The organism is Bisbaumannia salifodinae, assembly GCF_055388505.1.
This window is the reverse complement of the sequence record NZ_AP043781.1, coordinates 4,280,442-4,306,819: the sequence shown is the minus strand read 5'-3', so window position 1 is coordinate 4,306,819 and position 26,378 is coordinate 4,280,442. Positions and strand designations below refer to the sequence as shown.

At 68.5% G+C, this 26,378-nt stretch carries 25 protein-coding genes; 10 read left to right on the top strand and 15 right to left on the bottom strand.

Annotated features, from left to right (window positions below; all coding sequences use genetic code 11):
- The first annotated feature begins 3 nt into the window (after positions 1 to 3).
- Positions 4 to 534 carry an RNA 2',3'-cyclic phosphodiesterase gene (gene thpR, locus ACZ5EF_RS20135; protein WP_346060790.1) on the top strand — a complete coding sequence of 177 codons (531 nt, stop codon included), beginning with the start codon at positions 4 to 6 and terminating at the stop codon, positions 532 to 534.
- A gap of 24 nt (positions 535 to 558) precedes the next feature.
- The gene (locus ACZ5EF_RS20130) at positions 559 to 1,065 is read left to right on the top strand and encodes an acyloxyacyl hydrolase (protein WP_346060791.1); all 507 of its coding nucleotides are present in this window, start codon (positions 559 to 561) and stop codon (positions 1,063 to 1,065) included.
- Between the two features lie 87 nt (positions 1,066 to 1,152).
- Here ACZ5EF_RS20130 and ACZ5EF_RS20125 read toward each other — a convergent pair whose 3' ends face one another.
- Positions 1,153 to 2,028: an SDR family oxidoreductase gene (locus ACZ5EF_RS20125; RefSeq protein WP_346060792.1), complete on the bottom strand. Its 876-nt coding sequence runs from the start codon at positions 2,026 to 2,028 to the stop codon at positions 1,153 to 1,155.
- Between the two features lie 78 nt (positions 2,029 to 2,106).
- Between ACZ5EF_RS20125 and ACZ5EF_RS20120 the strand changes: the two genes are divergently transcribed.
- Positions 2,107 to 3,021: a hydrogen peroxide-inducible genes activator gene (locus tag ACZ5EF_RS20120; protein ID WP_346060793.1), complete on the top strand. Its 915-nt coding sequence runs from the start codon at positions 2,107 to 2,109 to the stop codon at positions 3,019 to 3,021.
- Positions 3,018 to 5,099: an ATP-dependent DNA helicase RecG gene (gene recG / locus ACZ5EF_RS20115; RefSeq protein WP_346061135.1), complete on the top strand. Its 2,082-nt coding sequence runs from the start codon at positions 3,018 to 3,020 to the stop codon at positions 5,097 to 5,099. The genes ACZ5EF_RS20120 and recG overlap by 4 nt, the downstream gene beginning before the upstream one ends.
- A gap of 136 nt (positions 5,100 to 5,235) precedes the next feature.
- Here the strand turns inward: recG and ACZ5EF_RS20110 are convergent, their stop codons facing one another.
- The 3 genes from ACZ5EF_RS20110 to ACZ5EF_RS20100 form a co-directional block, all read right to left on the bottom strand.
- The gene (locus ACZ5EF_RS20110) at positions 5,236 to 5,592 is read right to left on the bottom strand and encodes a hypothetical protein (RefSeq protein ID WP_346060794.1); all 357 of its coding nucleotides are present in this window, start codon (positions 5,590 to 5,592) and stop codon (positions 5,236 to 5,238) included.
- A gap of 65 nt (positions 5,593 to 5,657) precedes the next feature.
- Positions 5,658 to 5,933 (bottom strand): HU family DNA-binding protein, encoded by a 276-nt coding sequence (locus tag ACZ5EF_RS20105; RefSeq protein WP_464122650.1) that lies wholly within the window; start codon positions 5,931 to 5,933, stop codon positions 5,658 to 5,660.
- Between the two features lie 137 nt (positions 5,934 to 6,070).
- Positions 6,071 to 7,231 carry an NAD(P)/FAD-dependent oxidoreductase gene (locus ACZ5EF_RS20100; protein ID WP_346060795.1) on the bottom strand — a complete coding sequence of 387 codons (1,161 nt, stop codon included), beginning with the start codon at positions 7,229 to 7,231 and terminating at the stop codon, positions 6,071 to 6,073.
- A 76-nt stretch (positions 7,232 to 7,307) separates the two neighbouring features.
- Between ACZ5EF_RS20100 and ACZ5EF_RS20095 the strand changes: the two genes are divergently transcribed.
- The 4 genes from ACZ5EF_RS20095 to phoR all read left to right on the top strand — a co-directional run bounded on the left by ACZ5EF_RS20095 (position 7,308) and on the right by phoR (position 10,939).
- Complete coding sequence (locus tag ACZ5EF_RS20095) at positions 7,308 to 7,850, top strand: chorismate--pyruvate lyase family protein (RefSeq protein ID WP_346060796.1); 543 nt, start codon at positions 7,308 to 7,310, stop codon at positions 7,848 to 7,850.
- Between the two features lie 29 nt (positions 7,851 to 7,879).
- Entirely contained in the window at positions 7,880 to 8,761 is an 882-nt protein-coding gene (gene ubiA / locus ACZ5EF_RS20090; protein WP_346060797.1) for a 4-hydroxybenzoate octaprenyltransferase, read from the top strand.
- Between the two features lie 109 nt (positions 8,762 to 8,870).
- A complete protein-coding gene (gene phoB / locus ACZ5EF_RS20085) occupies positions 8,871 to 9,560 on the top strand; it encodes a phosphate regulon transcriptional regulator PhoB (RefSeq protein ID WP_195861144.1) in 690 nt (229 codons plus the stop codon).
- A 68-nt stretch (positions 9,561 to 9,628) separates the two neighbouring features.
- The gene (gene phoR / locus ACZ5EF_RS20080) at positions 9,629 to 10,939 is read left to right on the top strand and encodes a phosphate regulon sensor histidine kinase PhoR (protein WP_346060798.1); all 1,311 of its coding nucleotides are present in this window, start codon (positions 9,629 to 9,631) and stop codon (positions 10,937 to 10,939) included.
- Between the two features lie 82 nt (positions 10,940 to 11,021).
- Here the strand turns inward: phoR and cysZ are convergent, their stop codons facing one another.
- From cysZ to ACZ5EF_RS20050, 6 genes are all read right to left on the bottom strand, one after another.
- Positions 11,022 to 11,753, bottom strand: coding sequence for a sulfate transporter CysZ (cysZ, locus tag ACZ5EF_RS20075; RefSeq protein ID WP_346060799.1), 732 nt, complete (start codon positions 11,751 to 11,753; stop codon positions 11,022 to 11,024).
- A 91-nt stretch (positions 11,754 to 11,844) separates the two neighbouring features.
- Entirely contained in the window at positions 11,845 to 12,573 is a 729-nt protein-coding gene (gene phoU / locus ACZ5EF_RS20070; protein WP_346060800.1) for a phosphate signaling complex protein PhoU, read from the bottom strand.
- A 23-nt stretch (positions 12,574 to 12,596) separates the two neighbouring features.
- Positions 12,597 to 13,418 (bottom strand): phosphate ABC transporter ATP-binding protein PstB, encoded by an 822-nt coding sequence (gene pstB, locus ACZ5EF_RS20065; protein ID WP_346060801.1) that lies wholly within the window; start codon positions 13,416 to 13,418, stop codon positions 12,597 to 12,599.
- An 8-nt stretch (positions 13,419 to 13,426) separates the two neighbouring features.
- Positions 13,427 to 14,992, bottom strand: coding sequence for a phosphate ABC transporter permease PstA (gene pstA / locus ACZ5EF_RS20060; RefSeq protein ID WP_346060802.1), 1,566 nt, complete (start codon positions 14,990 to 14,992; stop codon positions 13,427 to 13,429).
- Positions 14,989 to 16,092, bottom strand: coding sequence for an ABC transporter permease subunit (locus ACZ5EF_RS20055; protein WP_346061136.1), 1,104 nt, complete (start codon positions 16,090 to 16,092; stop codon positions 14,989 to 14,991). The genes pstA and ACZ5EF_RS20055 overlap by 4 nt, the downstream gene beginning before the upstream one ends.
- Positions 16,093 to 16,881: 789 nt before the next feature.
- Positions 16,882 to 17,838, bottom strand: coding sequence for a PstS family phosphate ABC transporter substrate-binding protein (locus ACZ5EF_RS20050; protein WP_346060803.1), 957 nt, complete (start codon positions 17,836 to 17,838; stop codon positions 16,882 to 16,884).
- A 137-nt stretch (positions 17,839 to 17,975) separates the two neighbouring features.
- Here ACZ5EF_RS20050 and ACZ5EF_RS20045 point away from each other — a divergent pair, with 137 nt between their 5' ends.
- Positions 17,976 to 18,380 (top strand): acyl-CoA thioesterase, encoded by a 405-nt coding sequence (locus tag ACZ5EF_RS20045; RefSeq protein WP_346060804.1) that lies wholly within the window; start codon positions 17,976 to 17,978, stop codon positions 18,378 to 18,380.
- A 232-nt stretch (positions 18,381 to 18,612) separates the two neighbouring features.
- On the opposite strand, the gene ACZ5EF_RS20040 is transcribed toward ACZ5EF_RS20045, so the two are convergent.
- The 3 genes from ACZ5EF_RS20040 to hexR all read right to left on the bottom strand — a co-directional run bounded on the left by ACZ5EF_RS20040 (position 18,613) and on the right by hexR (position 23,157).
- Complete coding sequence (locus ACZ5EF_RS20040; protein ID WP_346060805.1) at positions 18,613 to 19,701, bottom strand: TRAP transporter substrate-binding protein; 1,089 nt, start codon at positions 19,699 to 19,701, stop codon at positions 18,613 to 18,615.
- Between the two features lie 322 nt (positions 19,702 to 20,023).
- Complete coding sequence (gene uvrD, locus ACZ5EF_RS20035; RefSeq protein WP_346060806.1) at positions 20,024 to 22,231, bottom strand: DNA helicase II; 2,208 nt, start codon at positions 22,229 to 22,231, stop codon at positions 20,024 to 20,026.
- 62 nt (positions 22,232 to 22,293) lie between these two features.
- Entirely contained in the window at positions 22,294 to 23,157 is an 864-nt protein-coding gene (gene hexR / locus ACZ5EF_RS20030) for a transcriptional regulator HexR (protein WP_346060807.1), read from the bottom strand.
- 206 nt (positions 23,158 to 23,363) lie between these two features.
- Here hexR and ACZ5EF_RS20025 point away from each other — a divergent pair, with 206 nt between their 5' ends.
- On the top strand, positions 23,364 to 23,561 hold the full coding sequence (locus ACZ5EF_RS20025) for a PA3496 family putative envelope integrity protein (RefSeq protein WP_346060808.1): 198 nt from the start codon (positions 23,364 to 23,366) through the stop codon (positions 23,559 to 23,561).
- 67 nt (positions 23,562 to 23,628) lie between these two features.
- Here the strand turns inward: ACZ5EF_RS20025 and ACZ5EF_RS20020 are convergent, their stop codons facing one another.
- Positions 23,629 to 24,972: a sodium-dependent transporter gene (locus ACZ5EF_RS20020; protein WP_346060809.1), complete on the bottom strand. Its 1,344-nt coding sequence runs from the start codon at positions 24,970 to 24,972 to the stop codon at positions 23,629 to 23,631.
- 348 nt (positions 24,973 to 25,320) lie between these two features.
- Positions 25,321 to 26,178 (bottom strand): DUF72 domain-containing protein, encoded by an 858-nt coding sequence (locus ACZ5EF_RS20015; protein WP_346060810.1) that lies wholly within the window; start codon positions 26,176 to 26,178, stop codon positions 25,321 to 25,323.
- Between the last annotated feature and the right edge of the window lie 200 nt (positions 26,179 to 26,378).

Below are 26,378 nucleotides of genomic sequence, written 5' to 3'. Positions count from 1 at the left end.
GGCGTGCGGCTCTTCTTCGCCCTGCGCCCCGACCCGGCCCTGGGCGAACGACTCGTCGCCCTGGCCGAGCAGGCCCGCCGCCGCTGCGGCGGGCGTGCCACCCCTCGGGCATCGCTGCACCTGACCCTGGCCTTCCTCGGCGAGGTGCCCGAGTCCCGCCGCGATGCCCTGATTCGACTCACCGAAGCGTTTTCCTGCCCACCGGACACCTGGTCTGCGGATCGCTACGGCCAGTTTCGCCGCGGCGGCATCCTCTGGCTCGGCTCGAGCCGCCCCTCACCGGCCCTGGAGGCGCTCCACCGCGACCTCTGGCAGGCTCTGACCGAGCTGGGTTTCTCGCCACCCCGGCGCCCCTTCCTGCCCCATATCACCCTGCTGCGTCACGCACCCCCGGGGAAACGTGATTCCTGCGTCCTGTCGACGCTGCCCCGTCCGCGCCTCGACTGGCACTACACTGGAATCGAGCTGGTTCAATCGGTTGCCGAAGGAGGACGCCACCGATACCACTACCTGGCTAGCAGTCGCCGCCGCTAATTATCGCCACTAGGGAGAGGGAGCATGTCGAGACATCATGCACTAGGAACCGGAATCGCCGCGGCCCTGTTGGCACTGAGCGCGCCGGCCCAGGCCGATCTGAATATCGGCCTCGGCTATACCAGCGAGAGCACGCCGGCGCTGCGCCTGACCCTGGATCGCGAGTTCGATCTGAGCCACTGGCACCCGCGCCTCGACCTGCGCCTGGCCAGCGGGGTGCTGCTGCTGCCCGGCGATGATGAGGACGATAACGCCGCCTGGGTGGTGACGCCCGCCTTCCGCTACGATCTTGGCGCGGCCGGCGGGGCCTATCTGGAGGCGGGATTCGGTGCCGGCCTGTTCCTCGAGACCCGCCTGGAGTCCCGGGAGCTCTCCACCGCCTTCCAGTTCGAGAACCGGCTGGCGGCGGGGTGGCGGCTGGCTCAGGGCGGCGAGTTGGGCCTCAGCGCCATCCACTATTCCAATGGGCGGATAAAGCGGCCCAATGACGGTTTCGAGGTCTACTCCCTGAACTACCGGCTGGCGTTCTGAGTCTTGTCAGGCCAGATGGCGCAAGAAGACCGCGCTCCCGTCGCTGGCGTCGTGGCCTATGGCCTCAACACCCCACTGGCCAGGGCATCACTTCTTGGCGGGCAGAAAGCCGCCCGCCTCCAGCACCTGGGCATAGCCTTCCCGGAAGCTGGGGTAGCGGAAGCGGTAACCGCTCTCGAGCAGCAGGGCATTGTCGCAGCGCTTGCTGGCCCGACGCCGCAGCGGCGACTGGATCACCTGGCTGGGCTCCACCCGCAGCTTGTCGGCCAGCCATTGCATCACCTCGTGGAGCGGCGCCGGCTCGCAATCGGAGGCCAGGTAGAGGGGTTCCAGCGGCTTGTCGGCCAGGGCCAGGTCGATCAGGTGGGCCAGCACCCCGGCACAGTCGTCGCGATGGATGCGATTGGAGTACATGGTCGGTGTCGCCGGGGCGATGCGCCCCTCGCGAACCTGGCGGATCAGGCGATCGCGGCCCGGCCCATAGATGCCGGAGAAGCGCACCACGGTGCCCGGCAGCGCATGGGCCAGCAGCGCCTGCTCCGCCTCCAGCATCAACTGTCCCGAGAAGCCATGAGGCACGGCCTCGCTGGCCTCATCCACGCTTTCGCCCTCCTGCTGGGCATAGACGCTGGTGGAAGAGACGAAGAAGACCCGCTTGGGCGGCCGCTTGCGGCCGGCATACTCGGCCAGCACCGCCTTGAGCCCGTCCGGATAGGCGGCCCGGTAGGCCTCCTCCTCGAAACGGTCGGCGCTGATCACATAGATCACCACCTCGGCATTCGGCAGGGACGCCAGGCTCTCGGCGTCCTGGACGTCCGCGGCCACCGCCGCGATACCCGTCTCGGCCAGGGCCTCCGGGCGACGCCGCACGCCGGTGACACTCTGCCCTTGCGCCTTGAGTTGCCGTGCCAGGGTGATGCCGATATCGCCGCAGCCGATGATCAATGTCGTTGTTTTCTTCACCTTTCCCTTGCCCCTTGATAAAAAGTCCCTATCGGATAACACATTACTGCCCCGAGAGGATGCCGCCGAGGCACCACCATGACTCTAACAGAACTCCGCTACATCGTAACCTTGGCCCAGGAGCGCCACTTCGGGCGCGCCGCCGAGCGCTGCCACGTCTCCCAGCCGACCCTGTCGGTGGCGGTGAAGAAGCTCGAGGAGGAGCTGGGCGTGCCCCTCTTCGAGCGCTCCAAGTCCACGGTCCAGGTCACCCCCCTGGGGGAACGCATCGTCGAGCAGGCTCAGCGGGTGCTGGAGCAGAGCAGCGTGATCAGGGAACTGGCCAATGCCGGCAAGGACCAGTTGGCCAGCCCGCTGCGCATCGGCGCCATCTACACCATCGGTCCCTACCTGTTTCCCGACCTGATCCCCGAGCTGGCCCGCAGCGCGCCGCAGATGTCGCTCTATATCGAGGAGGGCTTCACCGCCACCCTGCGTCGCAAGCTGCGCAGCGGCGAGCTGGACGCCATCATCATCTCGCTGCCCTTCACCGAGACCGACGTGCTGACCAAGCCCCTCTACGACGAGGCCTTCGAGGTGCTGATGCCGGCGAGCCACCCCTGGACCGAGAAGGCCAGCATCGACAAGGAGGAACTGCTCGGCGAGCGCCTGTTGCTGCTCGGCGAGGGGCACTGCTTCCGCGACCAGATCCTCGAGGCCTGCCCGGCGATCAGCGCCAAGCTCAATAGCCCCAGCAACACCCTCACCGCCGAGGGCGGCTCCCTGGAGACCATCCGCTATATGGTCGCCTCGCGGCTGGGGGTCACGGTACTGCCCCACTCCGCCATCGGCACCGGCCGCTATGAGCAAGGGGTGGTGGAGAGTCGCCCCTTCAGCGATCCGGCACCGTCACGCACCGTGGCCATCGCCTGGCGGGCCAGCTTCCCGCGGCCCAAGGCCATCGACACCCTCACCGAGGCGATCGCCAAGTGCCGCCAGCGTCGGGCAGCATGAACCGGCTCCAGCAGCCGGTCACCGAGCTCAAGGGGGTCGGCGAGGCGCTGGCCGCCAAGCTGGCCCGGCTGCGTATCGGTACCCTGGCGGACCTGCTCTTCCACCTGCCGCTGCGCTATCAGGATCGCACCCGCATCACCCCCATGGGCACCCTCAAGGCGGGCCAGGAAGCGGTGATCGAGGGCGAGGTGGCCGCCGCCAGCGTGGTCCAGGGCCGGCGCCGCAGCCTGCTGGTGCGGCTCAAGGATGGCTCCGGGATCCTCAGCCTGCGCTTCTTCCACTTCTCGCCGGCCCAGCAGCAGCAGTTTCGCCCCGGGGTGACCCTGCGCGCCTTCGGCGAGGCCCGGGCCGGGGCCACCGGCCTGGAGATCTACCACCCGGAGTATCGCCTGCTGGCCAGCGGCGAGGCCCCGGTGGAGGAGCACCTGACCCCCATCTACCCGACCACCGAGGGGCTCAACCAGGCGCGCCTGCGGGCGCTGATCGGCCAGGCCCTGGCGCTGCTGGACCGCCACCCCGACGACCTGCGCGACTGGATTCCCGAGGCCCTGCGCGAACGCTTCGGCCTGCCGGAACTGCGCCACTGCCTGCATGCCCTGCATGAGCCGCCCCCGGAGGCCGACCTGGAGAGCCTGGCCGCGGGCCAGCACCCGGCCATCCGCCGCCTGGCCCTGGAGGAGCTACTGGCCCACCAGCTCAGCCTGCGCCAGGTGCGCCTGCGCATCCAGGCCGATGGGGCCCCCGAGCTGCCCTCCGGCCGCGGCCTGCAGGCGCGCTTCGTCGCCCAGTTGCCCTTCAGCCTGACCGGCGCCCAGCGCCGGGTGCTGGACGAGATCGCCGCCGACCTGCAGCGGCCGCTGCCCATGCTGCGCCTGGTGCAGGGCGACGTGGGCTCCGGCAAGACGGTGGTGGCGGCGCTGGCGGCGCTCTCCGCCATCGCCGGGGGCTGCCAGGCGGCGGTGATGGCACCCACCGAGATCCTCGCCGAGCAGCACTTTCGCACCTTCCGCGCCTGGTTCGAGCCGCTGGGCATCGAGGTGGCCTGGCTGGCCGGCAAGCTCAAGGGCAAGGCGCGCCTGGACACCAAGGCGGCGCTACTCGACGGCCGCGCCCAGGTGGTGGTGGGCACCCATGCGCTCTTCCAGGATGACGTCCATTTCCAGCGCCTGGGGCTGGCGATCATCGACGAACAGCACCGCTTCGGGGTTCACCAGCGCCTGGCCCTGCGCGAGAAGGGCGAGGCCGCCGGCCTCACCCCCCACCAGCTGGTGATGACCGCCACGCCGATCCCCCGCACCCTGGCGATGAGCACCTATGCGGACCTGGACCTGTCGGTGATCGACGAGCTGCCCCCGGGGCGCACCCCGGTACAGACGGTGGCGGTGCCCGACGAGCGCCGCCCCGAGGTGGTGGCGCGCATCCGCCACGCCTGCGCCGAGGGGCGCCAGGCCTACTGGGTCTGTACCCTGATCGAGGAGTCCGAGGCACTCCAGTGCCAGGCCGCCGAGGCGACCCGGGACGAGCTCACCGAGGCCCTCCCGGAGCTTTCCATCGGCCTGGTCCACGGGCGCATGAAGGCGACGGAGAAGGCCGAGGTGATGGCGGCCTTCAAGGCCGGCGAGCTGGATCTGCTGGTGGCCACCACGGTGATCGAGGTGGGGGTGGACGTGCCCAATGCCAGCCTGATGATCATCGAGAACCCGGAACGCCTGGGGCTCTCCCAGTTGCACCAGCTGCGTGGCCGGGTGGGACGCGGCGCCACCGAGAGCTTCTGCGTGTTGCTCTACCATCCGCCGCTGTCGGCCCACTCCCGGGAGCGCCTGGCGGTGATGCGCGAGACTACCGACGGCTTCCGGATCGCCGAGAAGGACCTGGAGCTGCGCGGCCCCGGCGAGGTGCTGGGCACCCGCCAGACCGGCCTGGCACAGATGAAGATCGCCGACCTGGAGCGGGACCGCGACCTGCTGGATAGCGTCACCGAACTCGCCAAGGCCCTGCTGGCCCAGGCCCCGGAGGCCAGCGGCCCACTGATTCAGCGCTGGCTGGGGGATGAAGCCGGGCGCTATGGGCAGGTATAGCACCAAGGAGCAAGGAGCAAGGAGCAAGGAGCAAGGAGCAAGGAGCAAGGAGCAAGGAGCAAGGCAGTGTCGGCCACCGAGGCCAGCTACAAGCGGAGTCCTTGTAGCTCGACGCTCGAAGCTTATAGCTCGGCGCTTACAGGTGTTTCAGCAGTTTCTGTAGCTGGGTCAGATCGGCGGAGTCACCGACGAGGCGCACGGTGCCGGCCATCATGCCGTCGAGGAAGGCCTGTTGGGTCGGCTTGCGCAGGACCTTGAGGGCGGCGGCCTCGTCCTCGAAGCGTAGCTCCAGGTCGAGATCCACCGGCAATCCCTTGCCGGTCTGGATGCCACGGGGCGACATCCGGTAATAGCGGGCGATGGAGAGATCTTCGGTGGCGATGCCCCAGTCGAGGCCCTTGGCCCGGCCGAGGGACTCCCGGAAGGCAGCCTTGCGGCGCAGGGCGCGCTTGAGCAGCCAGCCCAGGATCCACAGCAGCAGACGCAGCTTCATGGCGCTCCTTGCATGGCAAGATTCCGGGCCCGGCGACACCGCCACCGGGCCCGCGGTGGACAACCTTACTTGGTCACGGCGTCCTTGAGCGCCTTGCCCGGCTTGAAGGCCACGGTCTTGCTGGCCGGAATGGTCAGCGGCTGACCGGTCTGGGGGTTCTTGCCGGTGCGCGCAGCGCGCTCGCGCACGGTGAAGGAGCCGAACCCGATCAGGGAGACGTCCTGCCCCTTGGCCACACTACCGGTGATCTCGTCGAGAATGACGTTGAGCACCTGACCGGCCTTGTCCTTGGAAAGATCGGCACGCTCGGCGATCGCCGCAGCGAGTTCTGGTTTGCGCATACAGCCCTCCTGGTTTGGATATGCAAGGCGGCATCCGCCGCTCTCGTTGTTCTTCGTTAATCACTGAAGTCGAAGCACCCGGGAAATCCAAGCACCCCATCGATGCTGGCGGGAGCCCTCCCCCACGCGTAACGTCACTAGACTAGCAACGGCGGGGCGACTCGCGCCAGCTCAACTTTCCGCCTCACGGCGGCGCCTGTCAACGCGAATCCGATCAAACGTCCGTCTATATCCTCGGCCAGGGCCGCGAGATCGCGCCCCTCTCCCTCGATACGCCAGCGCGCCGGCGACTCCCGGGGTGGCAAGGAGACCACCGGCAGCAGGGGCGTCTTGACCAGCACCGGCCAGGGTCCATAGCTCACCGGCGTGGGGGTGCCGCTCAGCGTCGCCGCCAATGCCTTGGCCGCCGCCTGCAGCGGCTGCACATACATGGCGTTGACGCCGGCCACGCAGGCGGCGTCCCCCAGGGCATAGATTCCCGCCGCCGAGGTGCCCAGGTAACGATCGGTGACGATGCCCTCGGCGGAGGTCGTCAGCCCCGCCGCCGCGGCCAGCTCGACCCGTGGCACCAGGCCGGTGGCCACCAGCACCAGATCCGCTGCCAGGGCCTGGCCATCGTCCAGGCTCAGGGCCACGCCCTGCGTCTCGGCCGCCATGGTCGTGAGCAAGCGCCCCGCATGCAGGACGATCCCCGCCTCGGCCATGGCCTCGCCCAGGGCCCGCCCCAGGGGCTCCGGCAGCAGCCGCGCCAGGGGGGCCGGCTCCGGGGCGATCAGGTCCACGAGATGGCCGCCGGCGTGCAGGTCATTGGCGAACTCGCAGCCCACCAGGCCGCTGCCGATGATCGCTACCCGGGCCGGGCGACCGAGGGCCGCCAGGGCCCGCTGAAAGCCACGGTAGTCATCCAGGTCGTTGATGGTAAAGACCTTGCCGGCGAGCTTCTCGGGAATCACGAAGGGCGGCCGCGGCACGGCGCCGGTGGCCAGCACCAGTTGGCCGAAGTCGAGGCGCTCCTCGCCGACCCACAGGCAGCGGGCCTCCGGGTCGAGGGACGTAACCCGGGTTCGGGTGCGCACCACGGCCCCCAGGTGATCGGCCACCTCGATGGCCGAGCGCTGGGCCAGCCGCTCCGGAGGCAGGCCCTTGGCGAAACCGGTGGAGAGCAGCGGCTTGGAATAATCGTCGCCGCTATCGGCGGTGATCAGGGTCAAGGGGCGGTCGGGGTTCCTGGCCCGCCACTGGCGGGCCAGGCCCAGGCCGGCCATGCCGGCGCCGAGAATGATCAGGGGCGTATCCATGGGGCTCCTGGCAAGCGAGAGGGGATGGGGCCCCATGGTACACTAGCCGCCCCTTGACTCGACCCGGAGAGGCACGGTGCGCGACAGGCCAACCCCCATCGCCATCCCCCACTGGCAGCCCGCCACGGCCCTGAGGCCCTTGATCAGTCCCCATTGGTGGCGTTGGCTGGCCTCCCAGGACTCCCTGACCGAGCGGCTGATCGCCGCCGGCGGCGAACGCCCCTTCCGGGTACGCCTGCTTGGCCAGCGCCTGGGGGTGCCGCGCCGCGATGAGGCCCAGGCCCTGGGCCTGGCGCCACGCCGCCTGGCCTGGCTGCGCGAGGTGGCCCTGTGCCTCGACGAGTGCCCCTGGGTGGTGGCCCGCTCGGTGGCCCCCCTGACCCAGTTGCGCGGCCAGCGCCTGGATGGCCTGGGGGAACGCTCCCTGGGCAGCTGGCTGTTCCGCCAGCCCGACCTGGAGCGTGGCCCCATCGAGCTGACCCGGCGCCCGGCGCCCTTCCACCCGGCACGAGGCCCCTGGGGGCGCCGCTCGGTGTTCCGCCACGGCGACTTCGCGGTACTGGTGCAGGAGTACTTCCTGGCACGCATGGCGGATGATCTGGGGCTGCCTTCGCGCTAGGATTAGCGCCATCGCTTCAGGAGGACACGATGGATTCGACCCAGCCCCGCGGTATCCGCCGCCTGCCCGATTTCCTGCGCCTGATGCGCCTCGACCGGCCCATCGGCACCTGGCTACTGATGTGGCCCACCCTCTGGGCCCTGTGGGTGGCCGCCGAGGGCCTGCCCGGCCGCGACCTGCTGCTGATCTTCGTCGGCGGGGTCTATCTGATGCGCGCCGCCGGCTGCGTGATCAACGATTACGCCGACCGCCACCTGGACGGCCATGTGAAACGCACCAGGGAGCGTCCCCTGGCCACCGGCCGCATCGCCGAGAAGGAGGCCAAGGGGCTGTTCGGCGCCCTGGTGGCCGCGGCCTTCGTGCTGGTGCTCTTCACCAACCTCTTCACCATCATGCTGGCCTTCGTGGGGGTGGCGCTGGCCTTTATCTACCCCTTTATGAAGCGCTACACCCACCTGCCCCAGCTGTTCCTGGGCGCCGCCTTCTCCTGGGCCATTCCCATGGCCTTCGGCGCCGTGCTGGGCCATCTCCCGATGGAGGCCTGGCTGCTGTTCGCCGCCAATGTGGCCTGGACGGTGGCCTACGACACCCAGTACGCCATGGTGGATCGGGACGATGACCTGAGGATCGGCATCAAGTCCACGGCGGTGCTCTTCGGCCGCGCCGACAAGGCGATCATCGGCCTGCTGCAGCTGACCACCCTGGGCCTGCTGGGCTGGGCGGGCTGGCGCCTGGGGCTGGGCGGCTTCTTCTGGCTGGGGCTGGCGGCCATGGCGGCCACCTTCGTGCACCAGCAGGTGCTGATCCATGATCGCTCCCGGGAGCGCTGCTTCCAGGCTTTCCTCAACAACCACTGGTCGGGGTTGGTGCTCTTCGCCGGCCTGGCGCTAAGCCTCTGGCCCCAGGGCTAGAAGCCCCGCCGAGGGCATGATGGCGACGGCAGTGCCATCCTTGTCATGGCACTGTCATATTGTCAGGCTCTAATCGTCATCACACCGTCATAGCCAGCCGAGGCCCGAGATGACCGCCAAGACCGTTCTGATCGTCGATGACGAAGCGCCCATCCGCGAGATGATCGCCGTGGCCCTGGAGATGGCCGACTATCGCGTGCTGGAGGCCGATAACGCCCAGGACGCCCACGCCATGATCGTCGACCACCAGCCCGACCTGCTGCTGCTGGACTGGATGATGCCCGGCACCAGCGGTATCGAACTGGCCCGGCGCCTCAAGCGCGAGACCACTACCGCCGAGCTGCCGATCATCCTGCTCACCGCCAAGGGCGAGGAGGACAACAAGATCCAGGGCCTGGAGGCCGGCGCCGACGACTACATCACCAAGCCCTTCTCGCCCCGGGAGCTGGTGGCCCGGCTCAAGGCGGTGCTGCGCCGCACCACCCCCAAGGGGGTCGAGGAGGCCGTCGAGGTGGACGGCCTGGTGCTGGACCCCGCCAGCCATCGAGTCAGCGCCAACGGCCAGGCGGTGGAGATGGGGCCCACCGAATACCGCCTGCTGCAGTTCTTCATGACCCACCAGGAGCGCGCCTATACCCGCAGCCAGCTGCTCGATCAGGTGTGGGGCGGCAACGTCTATGTGGAGGAGCGCACCGTGGACGTGCATATCCGCCGCCTGCGCAAGGCCCTGGGCGAGCACCACCAGCACCTGGTGCAGACGGTGCGCGGCACCGGCTACCGCTTCTCCGCCAAGGCCTAGTATTCTGGAGATGATCCGGCGGTGGTGGTCCGCCACCGCCTTGACCCTCCGACTTGCGGAGCCCGCCCGTGCGTAACTGGCATCGCGAACTCTGGCGACTCGCCCTGCTGATCGCAGGCTTCGGCCTGCTAGGCTGGCCCCTGGGCCACCCCGCCGCCGGCCTGGCCCTGGGACTGGCCCTGGCCCTGGGTCGCCAGCTCTGGCAACTGCGCGCCCTGCACCGCTGGCTGAGCCGGCGCCCCCAGGACGAGCCCCCCGCCGCCAGCGGCCTGTGGGGCGAGCTCTTCGATCGCCTCTACAAGTACCAGAAGGGCCAGCGCCTGACCCAGCGCCGCCTGCGCGACACCCTCAAGCGTATCCAGGACTCCTCCGAGGCGATGAGCGACAGCGTGGTGATGCTCGACTCCCACGGCGACCTGGAGTGGTGGAACAGCGCCGCCGAGCGCATGCTGGGCCTCAAGGCCTCCCACGACCGCGGCCAGCACATCACCAACCTGCTGCGCGACCCACGCTTTATCGCCTACTTCAATGCCCGCGACTACCAGGAGCCCCTGACCCTGCCGTCGCCGCTGCGCGAAGACCTGATCCTGCAGTTCCAGATCACCCTCTATGGCGACGACGAGCGCCTGCTGATGGCCCGGGACATCACCCGACTGCACCGCCTGGAGATGATGCGCCGCGACTTCGTGGCCAACGTCTCCCATGAGCTGCGCACCCCGCTGACGGTGATGGCCGGCTACCTGGAGACCTATGCCGACCATGCCGACCTGCTGCCGCCGCGCTTCGCCCGGGGCCTGGGGCAGATGCAGCGGCAGGCCACCCGCATGCAGACCCTGGTGGAGGACCTGCTGCTGCTGTCGCGGCTGGAGAACGAGCAGCACCGGGAGCCCGCCGCGCCGGTGGATCTCGCCGAGCTGATGGCGGCGGTGCGCCGCGACGGCGAGGCCCTCTCCGGCGGACACCACCAGTTGGCGGTGGAAACCCAGGCGACGGAGCGGCTGCTGGGCAATGCCCAGGAGCTGCGCAGCGCCCTCTCCAACCTGGTCTTCAATGCGGTGCGCTATGCCGGCGTGGGGGCTCATATCACCCTGCGCTGGCGCCTCACCGCGGAGGGGGCCTGCCTGGAGGTGGAGGACGACGGCGAGGGCATCGATCCGGTGCACCTGCCGCGCCTCACCGAGCGCTTCTACCGGGTCGACAAGGGACGCAGCACCGCCACCGGCGGCACCGGCCTGGGCCTGGCCATCGTCAAGCATGTGCTGCTGCGCCACGATGCCCGCCTGGAGATCGACTCCCACCCCGGTGAGGGCGCCCGATTCTCCTGCTATTTCCCCGCCGAGCGGCTGCTGCCCGCCCCGGCCCTGGCAAACTCCTCCTGAGGGGGCGCCTCTTTATCAATCCCCCTGTCACTTCCCCGCCGAGCGACTGCTTCCCGCCCCGACCGAGGCCAACGCTTCCTGATCAGGCCTGGCGCGGCATCGTCAGGCCACGGTAGTGGGCGTCCCACATCAGCACCGCGCCGGCCACGGCGCCGGGCAGCAGGAAGAGGTTGGCCAGGGGGATCCAGGTGATCAGGGTGACCCAGCCGCCGTAGGTGAGGGTCGGCCAACGGCGCTGTCCCAGGCGGCGGCGCATCTCGGCGAAGCTCACCTTGTTGTTGTCCATGGGGTAGTCCAGGTAGGTGATGGCCATCACCCAGGCGGAGAAGAGCGCCCAGAGCAGGGGCGCGGCCAGGTTGATAGCGGGGATCCAGCTGATCAGGAAGAGCAGCGCCATGCGCGGCAGGATATAGGCCAGCTTGACCAGCTCGCGGCCCAGGGCATCCACCGCGGTGCGCGCCAGGCCGCGATCGTCCAGGGGTTCGCGGCCGGTGGCCAGCACCTCCACCTTGGCGGCCAGGAAGCCATAGAAGGGCGCGGCGATCAGGTGAGTCACCAGGGTAAAGGTAAAGAAGACGATCACCACCAGGCTGATCAGGAACAGCGGCCAGATCAACCAGCTCAGCCAGTCGAGCCAGGCCGGCACCATCGCCATCCAGCCGTCCAGCCAGCCGCCGAAGTGGGCCAGCACATAGCGCAGCAGCAGCGCGTAGACCACCAGGTTGATGGCGATGGGCGCGAACACATAGCGGCGCAGGCCGGGGCGATAGACCAGTCGGGTGCCGCGCAGCACCGCGGTCAGGGCATCGAGCATCTCGTTTTCTCTCCTCAATACGACAGCGACCGCCGGCATTCGCGGCGGTCGCTGCATTGGAGGGGCTGGTGCCCCGGCGGTCAAGTCCCAATCAGTCCTGGCGCTTGATGGCCGCCTCGTCCAGCTCCTCGGGGTCCACATGGCGGATATCCAGCCCCTTGACCAGGTAGACCACGTATTCCGCCAGGTTGTTGGCGTGATCGCCGATGCGCTCCAGGGCGCGCAGGATCCACATCACGTTGAGCACCGGGGAGATGGCGCGCGGATCCTCCATCATGAAGGTCATCAGCGAGCGCATGGCGCTGGCGTACTCGCTGTCCACCGAGTCGTCCTCGTGGACCACCTCCAGGGCCAGCTCGATATCGAAGCGGGCGAAGGCGGTCAGGGCATCGCGCAGCATCTTGCGCACATGCTCGCTGATATGGCGCACCTCCACCACGCCCTTGGCCCCCTGGTTCGCCTCGATCAGCGACAGGGCGTTGCGGGCGATCTTGCTGGCCTCGTCGCCGATGCGCTCCAGGTCCGAGGTGGCGCGAATCACCGCCAGCACCAGGCGCAGGTCGGAGGCGGCGGGCTGACGACGAGCCAGCACCCGGGTGCACTCGTCGTCGATCTTCAACTGCATGTCGTTGACCGCCTTGTCGTTGTCGCGCACCCGCTCGGCGAGGCGGCTGTCGCCCTCCAGCAGGGCGCTCACCGCCTCCTGGATCTGCTGCTCGACCAGGCCGCCCATGGCCATCAGGTGGGTCTTGAGCTCTTCGAGCTCCTGGTTGAACTGGCGGGAAATATGCTGGCTATGGGTATCGCTGGTGATGTCCATGGGACTCTCCTGAAGCCGCCGGATCAGCTCATCCGGCCGGTGATGTAGTCTTCGGTGCGGGTCAGCCGCGGATTGGTGAACAGGTCATCGGTGGCGGCATACTCCACCAGCTCACCGCCCTCCAGGAAGGCGGTGTAGTCGGAGACCCGGGCCGCCTGCTGCATGTTATGGGTGACCAGGATCACCGAGAGCCGCGACTTGAGGTTGCGGATCAGCTCCTCGATCTTCAGCGAGGAGATCGGATCCAGGGCCGAGGCGGGCTCGTCGAGCAGCAGCACCTCCGGCTGCACCGCCAGGGTCCGGGCGATCACCAGGCGCTGCTGCTGGCCCCCCGAGAGGGTCCAGGCGGAGTCGTGAAGGCGATCCTTGACCTCGTCCCAGAGGGCCGCGGAGACCAGGGCCCATTCGATGATCTCGTCGCGGCGGCGCTTTTTCAGCGGCACCTGGAGTCGCAGCCCGAAGGCCACGTTCTCGTAGATCGACATGGGGAAGGGATTGGGGGTCTGGAAGACCATCCCCACCCGGCGGCGCAGCTGCGCCACCGCCACCCCGGGCCCATGGATATCCTCCCCCTCCAGCAGCACCCGCCCGCTCTGGGTGACCTCGTCGTTGAGGTCATGCAGCCGATTGAGGACCCGCAGCAGGGTCGACTTGCCGCAGCCCGAGGGACCGATAAAGGCGGTGACGCTGTGTCGCGGCACCCGCAGCGACAGCCCCTGGAGCGCCGGCTGGCCGCCATAGCGCAGGGAGAGATCATCGATCTCCAGGCAGCTCCGGGCCGCGGGGATCTCGATCACCGCCGACCGGGTGCCCCCGGCCGCCTGGGAAAACAGGGTCTCGCTCATGGGTCGACTCATCGGGACCGCAGCGCCGCATGCCGCGCCCGTAGATGATGGCGCAGTAATATTGCAGTCAGGTTAAGCACCAGGATCACTCCTACCAGCAGCAGCGCCGTGGCGTAGACCAGCGGCAGGGCCGCCTCCACGTCGCCGCTATGAAAACCGACATCGAAGACATGGTAGCCCAGATGCATGAACTTCCGTTCCAGGTGCAGGTAGGGAAAGTCCCCATCCACCGGCACCTGGGGCGCCAGCTTGGCCACCCCCACCAGCATCAGCGGCGCCACTTCGCCGGCGGCCCGGGCGATGGCCAGGATCACCCCGGTGAGCATGGCCGGCAGGGCCATGGGCAGGATCACCCGGCGCAGCATCTCGGCGCGGGTGGCGCCCAGGGCCAGGGCCGCCTCGCGCTGCTGGGCGGGGATCCGCGCCAGCCCCTCCTCGGTGGCCACGATCACCACCGGCAGGGTCAACAGGGCCAGGGTCAGGGAGGCCCACAGCAGGCCACCGGTACCGAAGGTGGGCGACGGCAGGCTGTCGGCGAAGAGCCAGTCGTCGAGGCGGCCGCCGATACCATAGACGAAGACGCCGAGGCCGAAGACGCCGTAGACGATGGAGGGCACCCCAGCCAGGTTGCGCACCGCGATGCGGACCCAGCCGGTCAGCCGCCCCTGGGGCGCCACCTCATGCAGGTAGACCGCCGCCAGGACCCCGAAGGGGGTCACCAGGGCCGACATCAACAGCACCATCAGCACGGTGCCGAAGATCGCCGGCCAGACGCCGCCGGCGGTATTGGCCGCCCTTGGTCCCTCGGAGAGGAAGTGCCAGAGGTTGGCCCCCCAGGCCGCCAGTTTCTCCGGCGGCGACATGGCGTTGGGGCGCCAGGCGGCCAGCATGCTCTCCAGGGGCACAGTGAGGCGCTCGCCGGCGGCGCTCTCCACCACCAGGGCATCCCGGGTCATGGCCGCCTGCAGCTCGCCGACCCGCGCCTGGGCCTCGGTCAGCCGCGCCCGGGCCTCGGCGTCGTCATGGCCCGCCGCCAGGCGCCGGGCCAGGGGCGCGATCACCTCGCGGCGCAGGGCGTCGCGCTCGGCACGCAGCGACAGGACCCGTTCGAGGCGGGCCGCGAAGGCCGCCCATAGCGGCGCCTCGGCCAGTCGCCGCCCCGCCTCCTCCAAGGCCAGGGGTCGCACGATCAGCTCGCCCCAGCGCTGGCGCTCGATCACCGCCCAGTCATCGGGGCGCTCGCGGCGGGCGATGCTCGTCACCTCGACCCAGCGCCAGGCCTCGCCGTCCAGGTCACGATTGCCGGTGCGGTAGAGGCGCTCGCGCAGGGGGCTGCCCTGCAGGGTCTGGCGGCGCTCCTCTCGCACCGGCTGACCGGCCAGCTGGCGGCCGTCGTCGAGGGTCACCAGCTCCACCGGCGCCGGCCAGAAGTGGCCCAGGCCGCGCCCCGCCAACAGCAGCAAGAGGGCCGCCAGCATCAACAACGACAGGGCCAGGCTGCCGGCGGCCAGCCAGGGCCAGGGTCCCTCGCCCCGGGGCAGGCCGGCGCGGCCCGGCAAGCGGAGGCGCCTCATCGTCCGGCCCCCAGTTGGCGATAGCGACGCTTGAGGCGCCGGCGCACCAGCTCCGCCAGGGTGTTGACGGCGAAGGTGAAGAGGAACAGCAGCAGGGCGCTGAACAGCAGCACCCGGTAGTGGGTGCCGCCGGGCACCGCCTCGGGCAGTTCGATGGCCAGGTTGGCGGCGAAGGAGCGCATGCCCTCCAGGGGGCTGACGCTCATCAGGGCGGTATTGCCGGTGGCCATCAACACGATCATGGTCTCGCCCACGGCGCGCCCGGCGCCGATCATCACCGCCGAGAAGACCCCCGGTCCGGCGGCGGGCAGCAGCACCTTCCACAGGGTCTGCCAGCGGGTGGCGCCCAGGGCCTGGGCGCCCTCGCCGAGGCTCGCCGGCACCCCGGAGAGGGCGTCCTCGGCCAGGGCGAAGATGGAGGGAATCACCGCGAAGCCCATGGCCAGGCCGACGATCAGGGCATTGCGCTGGTCATAGCCGAGCCCCAGGGAGGCTTCCAGCCAGCCGCGCAGGTCGCCGTCGAACAGCGCCGCCTCCAGCCAGGGCGAGGCCCACAGGGCCAGGGCGATCCATAGCGCCAGCCAGGGCATCAGCCACAGGCCCGCCCAGCCCAGCGGCAGGCACCGCCGCCATGCCGCCGGCAGCCGCGTCCAGAGCCCCCCCGCCAGCAGCATGACCAGCGGCAGCAGGACGATCAGCGCCAGGCCGCCGGCCAGGTGGCGCTCGACGAAGGGCGCCAGCACCAGGCCGGCGACGAAGCCGATCACCACGCCGGGCAACGCCTCCATCAACTCCAGGGTCGGCTTGATCCGCTCACGCAGCCGCCGCGGCAGGTAACAGGCGGAGAAAAAGGCCGCCCCCAGGGCCAGGGGAACCGCCAGCAGCAGGGCATAGGCCGCCGCCTTGAGGGTACCCCAGGCCAGAGGCGCCAGGCCGTACTTGGGCTCATCGAGGCTGCCCTCGCCGGCGCTCTGCCAGCGCTGCTGGGGGGCGGCGTGGCCCTCGTAGGGCTGGGGCAGCCAGAGGGTACGCCAGCTGATCTCGGCATGGGGGGCGTCGATGGCCAGGCGTTGGACAACGCCTGCGTCGCGCCACAGCAGGCCCCCCTCGGCATCGAAGCCGAGGGCCTCGCCGCCGGGCGCCTCGCCCCGCCAACGCTGCCCGGCCAGGGACTCGAACAGGCTCAACCCCGCCGCATCGCGGGCCAGGAAGAGCCGCGATTCGGGCAGGGTCCAGAGGGCCTGGATGACCGGGCCCCGATCGCGGTACTCCGTCGCCAGGCGCAGCCAGGGTGGCGCCGCCTCCACCGTCCAGCGACGCAGGCCACCGGCATCATCGGCGACGACCAGGCTACGCCCCCCGGCCAGGGCCGCCAGGGCGGTGATGCGGCGTTCGGGCTCCACCACCGGCAGGCGCGCCAGCCGTCGCGGGGCCTCACCGTCCAACGCCAGGATCGTCAGCCGATGCCCCTCGGCCAGCCACAGTCGCCCGCCCAGGGCCTGGGGCTGCGCATGGGACAGGGCGTAGGGCAGGGCATCCAGGTGCTGGTCCCGCCGCCAGGCCTCGAGCCCGGCAGGCAGCGGCGCCTCCAGGGGATAAGCCACCTCGACGCCGGGCGTCGCCGGCTCGCTGGCCACCCGCGGAGAGGAGAACAGCGGCCAGGCGGCCACCACCAGGAAGACGCCGATGGCCAGCACGGCGACGATCACCCCGATGCCGCAGGCGCTGATCAGCAGGGTCGCCAGGCGATCCCGGACCTGGCGCCAGCGCTGGCGCAAGCGCACGGCGGGCGAGGAGTAGTCGATCATGGCCGGGGCCCGTGGGAAGAAAGAGAAGACATGGCGATAGCGTGACTCTAGGTCAGAATCATGACAATTGGATGACAGCGCTTAATGGCCCGGCTCCAGGCCGAGGCGGCGGCGAATCTCCGTCAGGCGGCCCGGCGGCAGGGCCACGAAGCCCAACTCCTCGACGATGGCCTGCCCTTCGGCGGAGAGCACCAGCTCGACGAAGGCCCGCTCCAGGGGGGGCCAGGGCTCACCGGGGGCCAAATTGAGGTAGAGGTAGAGGGGCCGGCTCAGGGGATAATCGCCGGCCAGGGCCGCCTCGGCGGTGGGCCGCACCGCCCCGCCATCGTCCCCCACCAGGCCCAGGGCCCGCACCCCTGGGGTCAGGTAGCCCAGGCCGGCGTAGCCGATGCCCCGGGGATCATTGGCCACCGCCGCCACCACCGCCGCCGAGCCCATGAGTTCCCCCACGTCGAGGCGGAAGTCACCGCCGCACAGGGCCAGGCGGCGCACCACCCCATGGCTGCCGGAGGCACTGTTGCGGCCATAGCGGCTGATGCCGCCCGACAGCGTCGGGCGCAACTCGTCCCAGCGCTCCAGGGGAGCGGCGCCCCCGCAGCGCCGGGTGTCGGAGAAGATGGCATCCAGCTGGGCCAGGCTCAGGGCCTCGACGGGGTTGTCGCGGTGCACGAAGAACGCCAGGGCATCCATGGCCACCGGCACGGCCAGGGGCGGATAACCGTGGGCGGCGATAAAGGCCGCCCGCTCCGACTCGGACATGGGCCGCGACATGGGGCCCAGGCGGCTGGTGCCCGCCACCAGGGCCGGCGGCGCCGTGGAGGAGCCGCTGGCCTGTAGCTGCAGGCGTACCCCGGGGTGCCGGGCCTCCAGGGTCTCGCCCCAGCGCAGCATCAGGCTGGCCAGGGTCTCGGAGCCGATGGAGTGGAGGGGCCCGGCGATGGGGGAGCTCGCCTGCAGCGGCGCGGCGACCAGCCAGGCCAGCAGCATCAGCCATCCCGGCAAGGGACGATGACGAAGGAGTCGACGAGCGAGTGGCATGGCAAGATTCCCCGAGCGGCCTGGGTATCACGACTGACGCGACGCCCTGTCACAGATGGTGGTTAAGGGACGGACAGGCGTTTAAGATGCCTGTTCAATGAGTCTCGAACAACAATGCCGGCGATCCGTGATACCCCATGACCGATCTCGATGATGTTCCCGCCCCCCAGGGGCAGTTGACCCTCAAGCTGCTGGCCTCGCGCCAGGATACCAACCTCTATGGCGATATTCCCGGCGGCTGGCTGGTCAGTCATATGGACCAGGCCGCCGAACTGGCCGCCGGCCGGGTGGCTCATGGCCGCACCGCCACCGTGGCCATCGAGGCCATGGACTTCCTGTGCCCGGTGCGCATCGGCTCGGTGGTCAATATCTTCACCGAGGTGCGGGAGATCGGCCGCAGCTCCATCAAGATCGACGTGGAGGTGTGGAGTCGACCGCCCCAGGAGCGCGACCCCGACGAGCTGCACAAGGTCACCGAGGCGCGCTTCGTGATGGTGGCCCTGGACGACAATGGCCGGATTCGCGCCGTGCCCGAGGCCTAGCCCCCTCATAACGACACTGGGCGCCCACGGGCGCCCAGTGGCTCTCGATACCGCCCGCCGACACCTTAGGTGGTCACGGCGTCGCGGCTTTTGGGATTCTGGAGAGGGGCGAACTCCCCCGCATCGATGGTGGCGTGGCCCCCCGCGCCACCACTGATTCAGGACGTTACCGCATCGCGGCTTTTGGGGGTCTGGAGAGAGGCGAACTCCCCCCTCTCCAACCACCGGCCACTCAAGATGTCACGGCGTCGCGGCTTTTCAGGTAGGCGAATTCCCCCACGTCGGTAAAGCCCCGTACCAGGCGCTGGAAGGCCTGATAGGACTCATAGACCCGCGCCGACTCGGGGTCGGACTCCGCCTGCCGTGCCAGCACCTCTCGGGACGACTCGTAGAGCGCCGCCATCACGTCCTCGGGGAAGGTGCGCAGCTCGACGCCGTGCTCGTCCACCAGGGTCTGCAGGGCCTGGGCATTGCGGAAGGTAAACTCGTCGATCATCGCCAGGTTGGCGGAGCGGGCCGCCTCCACCACCACCGCCTTGAGGTCATCCGGCAGGGCGTTCCAGGCATCCAGATTGACGGTGCCCTCGAGTATCGCGCTGGGCTCGTTCCAAACCGAGGTGTAGTAGTAATCGGCCACCTGGTAGAGGCCGAAGGCCATGTCGTTGTAAGGGCCCACCCAGTCGGCGGCGTCCAGCACCCCGGTCTGCATGGAGGTGAAGATCTCCGAGCCCGGCATATTGACGGCGGTGGCGCCGATGCCGTTCATGGCCTCGCCGGCCAACCCCGGCAGGCGGATACGCAGGCCGCGCATGTCCTCCAGGGAGTTGATCTCACGCTTGAACCAGCCGGCCATCTGGGTTCCGGTATTGCCTACCGCGAAGGGCTTGAGGTTGTGCCCGGCATAGACCTCGTCCCACAGCTCCTGGCCACCGCCATGGTAGAGCCAGGCATTGGTCTCGGTGGTGTTCATGCCGAAGGGCACGGCGGTGAAGAACTGGGAAGCGGCGACCTTGCCGCGCCAGTAATAGGCGGCGGAGTGGCCCATCTCGGCAGTACCGGCGGCCACCGCATCGAAGACCTCCAGGGCCGGGACCAGCTCGCCGGCCCCATAGACCTGGACCCGCATGCGGCCGCCGGAGAGGGTCTCGATGCGCTGGGCGAAGTCGTTGGCACCGGTGCCGAGGGCCGGGAAGTTCTTCGGCCAGGAGGTGACCATGCGCCAGGTGATGGGCTCCTGGGCGCTGGCGGTGGAGACGAAGGGGGCGGCCACGGCCCCCGCGGCGCCGGCGCCCAGGGCGCCGAGGAATTGACGTCGTTGCATGACGGGCATGACTCCATTGAGCGTTATTGTTTTTCCGGCGCGGGGCTCGCCCGGCGGGAAAGTGTCCGTCACGCAGTATGCTTAGCAGGGTTAGCGACGGCAAGCCTGGCCGCCAACGCCATTGACGTTAGCGTCAAGTGGTGAAATATACCGGCCAGGGCTAACACCGCTGGAATCGCTGAGGGCAGGTCGGAGCGGGGGTTTTTTGCCATGGATGGCAAAAGTAGCGCCCAGAGAGGGGTTCACAGCGCCCCGCGACACCTGCCCCCAGGGTAGCCCCTGGCCACAAAGCTAACTGCGATAACCCTGGCATGCCGGCGAGCTATAGCGGCGTTAGCTTGGCGAAGCCCAGCACCAGCCACTTGTCGCCCTCGCCCTCGAAGCTCACCTGCACCCGGGCCCGCTGCCCCTCGCCCTCGGCGTTGATGATCACCCCATCGCCGAACAGCGGATGGCTGACCCGCTGCCCCAGGGAGAGGCTGGGCAGGTCATCGCCGCCGTTGACGCCCTCCTGGCGGGCCGCCGCGGGCAGCGACCGGCCGGCGGTAACCGGCCGCGAGATCTGGCCGCGCAGGCGTACCTCCTCCAGCAGCGCCTCGGGCAGCTCGCGCAGGAAACGGGAGGGACGCTGGAAGGTCTCCTTGCCGTGCAGGCGGCGCAGCTCCGCATAGGTGAGGTAGAGCTTGTGCATGGCCCGGGTCAGGCCCACGTAGCAGAGGCGCCGCTCCTCCTCCAGGCGCCCCGGCTCCTCCAGGGACATCTTGTGGGGGAAGAGCCCCTCCTCCACCCCGGCGACGAAGACCACCGGGAACTCCAGCCCCTTGGCGGAGTGCAGGGTCATCAGTTGCACGCAGTCCTCGAATTCGTCCGCCTCGTGGTCGCCGGCATCCAGGGCCGCCTCGGCCAGGAAGGGCTCCAGGGCCGCGGCCCCCTCGCCCACCTCCACCTCGGCCAGGGGCGTGCCCTGGGTAAAGGCGCGGGCGGCGGTGACCAGCTCCTCCAGGTTCTCGACCCGGGCCTGGCCCTTCTCGCCCTTCTCGCTGCGGTGGTGCTCCAGCAGCCCCGACTGGCTCACCACATGGTCAATGATCTCGTGGAGCATCAGCGCCGCGGTGTCGTGATCGAGGCGCTCGACCAGCTCGGCGAAGGCCTGCACCGCATTGGCGGCGCGTCCCTTGAGCCGGCCCTGGGCCAAACAGTCGTGGAGCGCCTGCCACAGGGAGCTATTGTCCTCCCGGGCCCGCTCGCGGATCACCTCCACGGTGCGGGTGCCGATGCCTCGCGCAGGCACATTGATGACCCGTTCCAGGGAGGCGTCATCGTCGCGGTTGAGCAGCAGGCGCAGGTAGGCCAGGGCGTTCTTGATCTCCAGGCGCTCGTAGAAGCGATGGCCGCCGTAGATGCGGTAGGGCATGCCCTGGCGGATCAGCGCCTCCTCCAGCACCCGGGACTGGGCATTGGAGCGGTAGAGGATGGCGATATCGCGGCGGTTGATCCCCTCGTCCACCTTCTCCTTGATGGTGTCGACGATGAAACGCGCCTCGTCCAGGTCATTGAAACCGGCATAGACGGAGATCGGCTCGCCCTCGGCGCCGTCGGTCCACAGCTCCTTGCCCATGCGCCCGCTGTTGTGGCTGATCAGCGCATTGGCGGCATCCAGGATGGCGCTGGTGGAGCGGTAGTTCTGCTCCAGGCGCACCGTCCGGGTGTCGGTGAACTCGGTCTCGAAGCGGCGGATATTCTCGACCCGGGCGCCGCGCCAGCCATAGATGGACTGGTCGTCGTCGCCCACCACCGTCATCGGCGTGCGCTGGCCGCTGAGCAGCTTGAGCCAGGCGTATTGCAGGGTATTGGTGTCCTGGAACTCGTCCACCAGCACATGGGCGAAACGTGCCTGGTAGTGGGCCAGCAGCGCCGGGGTATCGCGCAGCAGCTCCAGGCTGCGCAGCAGCAGCTCGCCGAAGTCCACCAGGCCGCCCCGCTCGCAGGTCAACTGATAGCGCTCGTAGAGCTCCACCATCTGGCTCATGTAGGCGTCGCCATGGGCATCCACCTGATGGGGACGCAGCCCCTCCTCCTTGCAGCCGGAGATAAAGTACTGCACCTGGCGGGGCGGGAAGCGCTCGTCGTCGATCCGGTGATCCTTGAGCAGGCGCTTGATCAGGCGCAGCTGGTCATCGCTGTCGATGATCTGGAAGTGCTGGGGCAGGCGGGCGTCCTGCCAGTGGGTGCGCAGCAGGCGATGGGCGATGGAGTGGAAGGTGCCCACCCACATATGGCGCAGCGACAGGCCCAGCAGGGCCTCCAGGCGGGTGCGCATCTCCCGGGCCGCCTTGTTGGTGAAGGTCACCGCCAGGATGGCATAGGGAGAGAGCCCCTCGGTCTGCAGCAGCCAGGCGATGCGATGCACCAGCACCCGGGTCTTGCCGGAACCGGCCCCGGCCAGCACCAGCATATTGCCCTGGGGGGCGCTGACGGCTTCGCGCTGGGCGGGATTGAGGTGGTCGAGAATCGCCGTGACGTCATCCATAGGGGCAGGCACTTGCTGATCGAAAAATGGGCGACCAGCTTAGCATAAGCCCCAGCCGGGTCTTAGGGCTTCTCGTCTTCTTCCGGGTAGCGCAGCGGGACCAGGCTCTTCTTCACCGACTTGAGCTGTTCGGCGAGCTTGGGCCCGCGGGTCTTGGCCACCCCCACCGCCAAGACGTCCACCAGCACCAGATGGGCGATCCGCGAGCTCAACGGGGTATAGATCTCGGTGTCCTCGTGGACATCGATATAGAGCGGCAGGCTCACCTCGTCGGCCAGCGGCGAGCCACTGGGGCACAGGCCGATCACGGTGGCGCCGGCCTCCCGTGCCAGGCGGACGCTGGCCACCAGGGCGCGCGTGCGGCCGGTCTGTGAGATGGCCACCACCACGTCGCCCTTGCCCAGGGTCACCGCCGACATGTTCTGCATATGCGGATCGGTATAGGCCGAGGTGGAGATCTGCAGGCGGAAGAACTTGTGCTGGGCATCGAAGGCCACGGCGCCGGAGGCACCGAAGCCGTAGAACTCCACCCGGTTGGCCATGGCCAGGGCATTGATGGCCTGGTTGAGGGCCTCGATATCCAGGCGGTCGCGCACCGAGAGCAGGGTGCCCACGGTGGAATCGAAGATGTTATGGGAAAATTCGGCGACGCTGTCGCTGTCGTTCATGGAGAACTGGGCAAACTGGCTGCCAGTGGCCAGCATCTGGGCCAGCTTGAGCTTGAAGTCCTGGAAACCATTGCAGCCCAGGGCCCGACAGAAGCGCACCACGGTGGGTTCGCTGACCTTGGCCTCGGTGGCCAGGTCGACGATGCGCATATGGATCACTTCCTCGGGATTGCGCAGCACATAACGGGCCACCTTCTGCTCGGAGCGACGAAAGTGCTCCATGCGACCTCTTAGCTCATCGAATAGGGCGCGGCTCACGGTTCGCTCCTCGTTCTTTCGTTATCGTCTGGGGCCCGATGGGTCGTCTGTTCAGTATGCCCAGCTCCGGGCCAGGCTGTCAGCACCGGAATGTCGGCGCTTGACATCAACGGCCGGTCTGGGTCATCAAATTGTCAAGTAGGTTATAGTAAGAGAAGCAGTGTCGACACTTTTGTTGCTTGCGTCCTCTGCAGGAGAACCGACTCATGCGCGATATGGAACGGCTATCCACGCTTCGTAATGAACTGCTCGATATCTTCATGAGCATGGAAAACGACGAACACCAGCAGCGCCAGAAGAGCGCCGCCGTGCGCCATCTGCGGGCCCGTCGCGGCATCGAGCTGCATGGCGAATTCAAGCGTCTCGAACAGGAGATCAGCGACCTCGACGACGCCTTGCAGTAGCCCAGAATGCAGCGAACCCCGGGGTCACCGGGGCTCGCCAAAGGGAGGTCGTCTTATCGTCGCCGGCCTAGATCAGCCCGGTGATAAAGACGATGACCACCCCCACCGGCGCGATAAAACGCGCGCTGGCATGCCACAGGGTGGCGGCGGTACCGCCGATACCCAACTCCTTCTCGACGCTGGTGCGATCCAGGCACCAGGCCACGAAGACCACCGCGCCCAGCCCGGTCAGAGGCAGCAGGATCTTGCTGGTGAAGGTATCCAGCAGGTCGAAGACGTTGAGCCCGAACAGCACCGGCACGTCCCAGACATTGAACGACAGCAGGGCGGCGATGCCCAGGGCCCAGACCGCCACGGCGCTGACCAGGGTCGCGGCGACCCGGGACAGCGGGGTACGCTCTTCCATCAGCTCCACCACCGGCTCCAGCAGGGAGATGGCCGAGGTCAGGGCGGCGAAGGTCAGCAGCAGGAAGAACATCAGGCCGATAATCATGCCGCCGCCCATATTGCCGAAGGCCAGGGGCAGGGTGACGAAGATCAGGCCGGGCCCCTCGCCGGGGCTGAGGCCGTTGGCGAAGACGATGGGGAAGATCGCCATGCCGGCGATCAGGGCCACCACGGTGTCGAGGATGATCACGGTGCGGGCGGTGCCGATCAGGTTGACGTCCTCGCCCAGGTAGGAGCCGTAGGCCATCATGATGCCCATGCCCAGCGACAGGGTGAAGAAGGCCTGTCCCATGGCGGCCAGTACCACGCCACCGTCGAGGGCACTCCAGTCGGGGCTGAACATAAAGGCCAAGGCCTCACCGAAGTGCCCGGTGGTCATGCCATAGCCCACCAGCAGCAGCAGCAGGATAAACAGGGCCGGCATCAGGGTGCGCACCGCACTCTCGAGGCCCTTGGTCACGCCGCGGGCGACGATCCACACCACCAGCGCCATAAAGGCGGTATGCCACAGCAGCAGCAGGCCGGGGTTGCTCAGTAGGCCGCCGAAGATGGCGCCGATGCCATCGGCGTCCTGGCCGCTGAAGGCGCCGGTCACCGAGCTCAGGGTATAGGAGAGCGACCAGCCGCCGATCACGCTATAGAAGGAGAGGATCAAGAAGGCCGCCAGCACGCCGCTGAAGCCCACCAGCATCCAGGCGCCGGGCTGCCCCCGCTCCCGGGCCAGCTCGGCCATGGCATTGATGGGGTTCTTCTGGCCACGCCGGCCGATCAGCCATTCGGCGACCAGGATGGGGAGCCCGATCACCGCCACACAGATCAGGTAGACCAGGACGAAGGCGGCCCCGCCGCTATCGCCCACCATATAAGAGAAGCGCCAGATATTGCCCAGGCCGACGGCGGAGCCGGTGGCGGCCAGGATAAAGGCCATCTTCGATGACCATTGTGCATGGGATAGTTTCGACATGATTCACCCTGATTGTGCGTGTCGTTATCGATCGGTCGGATGCGATAACGGCTTGTGCTTATTGTTGCCACGTCCAGGTCGCCATGGGTCACACGGCGCACCAAGGGCATGACAGGATCCAGGCAGGATCACTGCCAAGTCACGCCCCCTCTCACCATAGCACCTGGTCGGCGCCCGAGTGGGAGGGTGCCAAGCGCCAAAACCTTACCGAATCCACGCGGGATTCGCGCAAAACCCGGGAAGATCTTTGGATATATAGCGCTCAGGACGGTAAAACTATCCGATCATACGCTCGATGGCCAGGCCCGCTTTTGTCGCATGCCTCAACCCCGGCCCCGAATCGATAGATTAGAAAAGGCTGACTTGTTGCTCGCCGGGAAAGGCGCCCAGTTCCGGCAACGGGACGCGCCGGGCCACCTCGGTGTAGAGGGTCCGCGCCAGGGCCGGCGCCTCCCGGTTATCCGGGGTATGCACAAAGAGGAAAGGGGTTTTCCCCTGTTTTATCCACAGGGCGAGACGCTCCGCCCAGGGGGCGAAGCGCTCCCGATTGATCGCCTCGTCGAAGTGACCGATAAAGCGCACCAGGGGCGCTGTCGCCGTGGAGAGCACATGTAGCGGGACTCTCGGCTTTTCGCCCTGGGCCTTGAGCAGGCGCGGATCGTCCCCGGCGGGGGTCGCGAAGAGCGGCCGCACATCCAGCATCACCCGCTCCACGCCATGACTTATCAACAATCGGTTGAGGGCCCGCTCCGCCTCCCCCTTGTGGAAAAAGTCGGGATGACGCACCTCCACCGCCGCCGGCAGATGATCCGGCCAGGCCTGGAGCAAGGCCGCCAATCGGGGCAACTCCTGGCCACCGAAGTCCCGGGGCAGCTGGATCATCAGCGGTCCCAGGCGATCGTGGAGGGGCTCTAAGGCCTCGATAAAGGCCTCGAGCTCTGCCTCGATACCCACCAGGCGCCGACGGTGGGTCAACTCGGCGGGCAGCTTGAAGCAGAAGCGAAAGTGGCCGGGTGCCTGGCGCGCCCAGGCCGCCACCGTTTCCGCCCGGGGAGCGCCACTATAGAAGGTGGTATTGCCCTCCACGGTATCGAACACCGTGGCGTACTCCGCCAGCATCGCCTCGTTGCCGCCATGAGGGGCCAGGAGAGAGCCTCGCCAGTCGCCATTGGCCCACATGGCCAGGCCCAGATGCAATTTAGCCATGGTGTACTCGACTGATCGATATGGCCGGGACGGTGGAGAGCCGGGATGATCCACATCGGGGCCCGGCCATGGCTTCCTTACTCCACCGTGACGGATTTGGCCGGGGTGGTGGAGAGCCGGGCTGATCCCTATCGATGCCTGCCCGTACTCTCCCCCTTACTCCACCGTGACCGATTTGGCCGGGGTGGTGGAGAGCCGGG

Coding starts and splice junctions, on each gene's coding strand:
- ACZ5EF_RS20110 (WP_346060794.1), bottom strand. CDS start 5,592: ATGAAGCTGCGTCTGCTGCTGTGGATCCTGGGCTGGCTGCTCAAGCGC.
- ACZ5EF_RS20015 (WP_346060810.1), bottom strand. CDS start 26,178: ATGGCTAAATTGCATCTGGGCCTGGCCATGTGGGCCAATGGCGACTGG.
- ACZ5EF_RS20120 (WP_346060793.1), top strand. CDS start 2,107: ATGACTCTAACAGAACTCCGCTACATCGTAACCTTGGCCCAGGAGCGC.
- ACZ5EF_RS20105 (WP_464122650.1), bottom strand. CDS start 5,933: ATGCGCAAACCAGAACTCGCTGCGGCGATCGCCGAGCGTGCCGATCTT.
- ACZ5EF_RS20040 (WP_346060805.1), bottom strand. CDS start 19,701: ATGCAACGACGTCAATTCCTCGGCGCCCTGGGCGCCGGCGCCGCGGGG.
- ACZ5EF_RS20100 (WP_346060795.1), bottom strand. CDS start 7,231: ATGGATACGCCCCTGATCATTCTCGGCGCCGGCATGGCCGGCCTGGGC.
- uvrD (WP_346060806.1), bottom strand. CDS start 22,231: ATGGATGACGTCACGGCGATTCTCGACCACCTCAATCCCGCCCAGCGC.
- ACZ5EF_RS20050 (WP_346060803.1), bottom strand. CDS start 17,838: ATGCCACTCGCTCGTCGACTCCTTCGTCATCGTCCCTTGCCGGGATGG.
- ubiA (WP_346060797.1), top strand. CDS start 7,880: ATGGATTCGACCCAGCCCCGCGGTATCCGCCGCCTGCCCGATTTCCTG.
- ACZ5EF_RS20020 (WP_346060809.1), bottom strand. CDS start 24,972: ATGTCGAAACTATCCCATGCACAATGGTCATCGAAGATGGCCTTTATC.
- pstA (WP_346060802.1), bottom strand. CDS start 14,992: ATGAGGCGCCTCCGCTTGCCGGGCCGCGCCGGCCTGCCCCGGGGCGAG.
- phoB (WP_195861144.1), top strand. CDS start 8,871: ATGACCGCCAAGACCGTTCTGATCGTCGATGACGAAGCGCCCATCCGC.
- recG (WP_346061135.1), top strand. CDS start 3,018: ATGAACCGGCTCCAGCAGCCGGTCACCGAGCTCAAGGGGGTCGGCGAG.
- cysZ (WP_346060799.1), bottom strand. CDS start 11,753: ATGCTCGATGCCCTGACCGCGGTGCTGCGCGGCACCCGACTGGTCTAT.
- ACZ5EF_RS20130 (WP_346060791.1), top strand. CDS start 559: ATGTCGAGACATCATGCACTAGGAACCGGAATCGCCGCGGCCCTGTTG.
- phoU (WP_346060800.1), bottom strand. CDS start 12,573: ATGGACATCACCAGCGATACCCATAGCCAGCATATTTCCCGCCAGTTC.
- pstB (WP_346060801.1), bottom strand. CDS start 13,418: ATGAGCGAGACCCTGTTTTCCCAGGCGGCCGGGGGCACCCGGTCGGCG.
- ACZ5EF_RS20045 (WP_346060804.1), top strand. CDS start 17,976: ATGACCGATCTCGATGATGTTCCCGCCCCCCAGGGGCAGTTGACCCTC.
- ACZ5EF_RS20025 (WP_346060808.1), top strand. CDS start 23,364: ATGCGCGATATGGAACGGCTATCCACGCTTCGTAATGAACTGCTCGAT.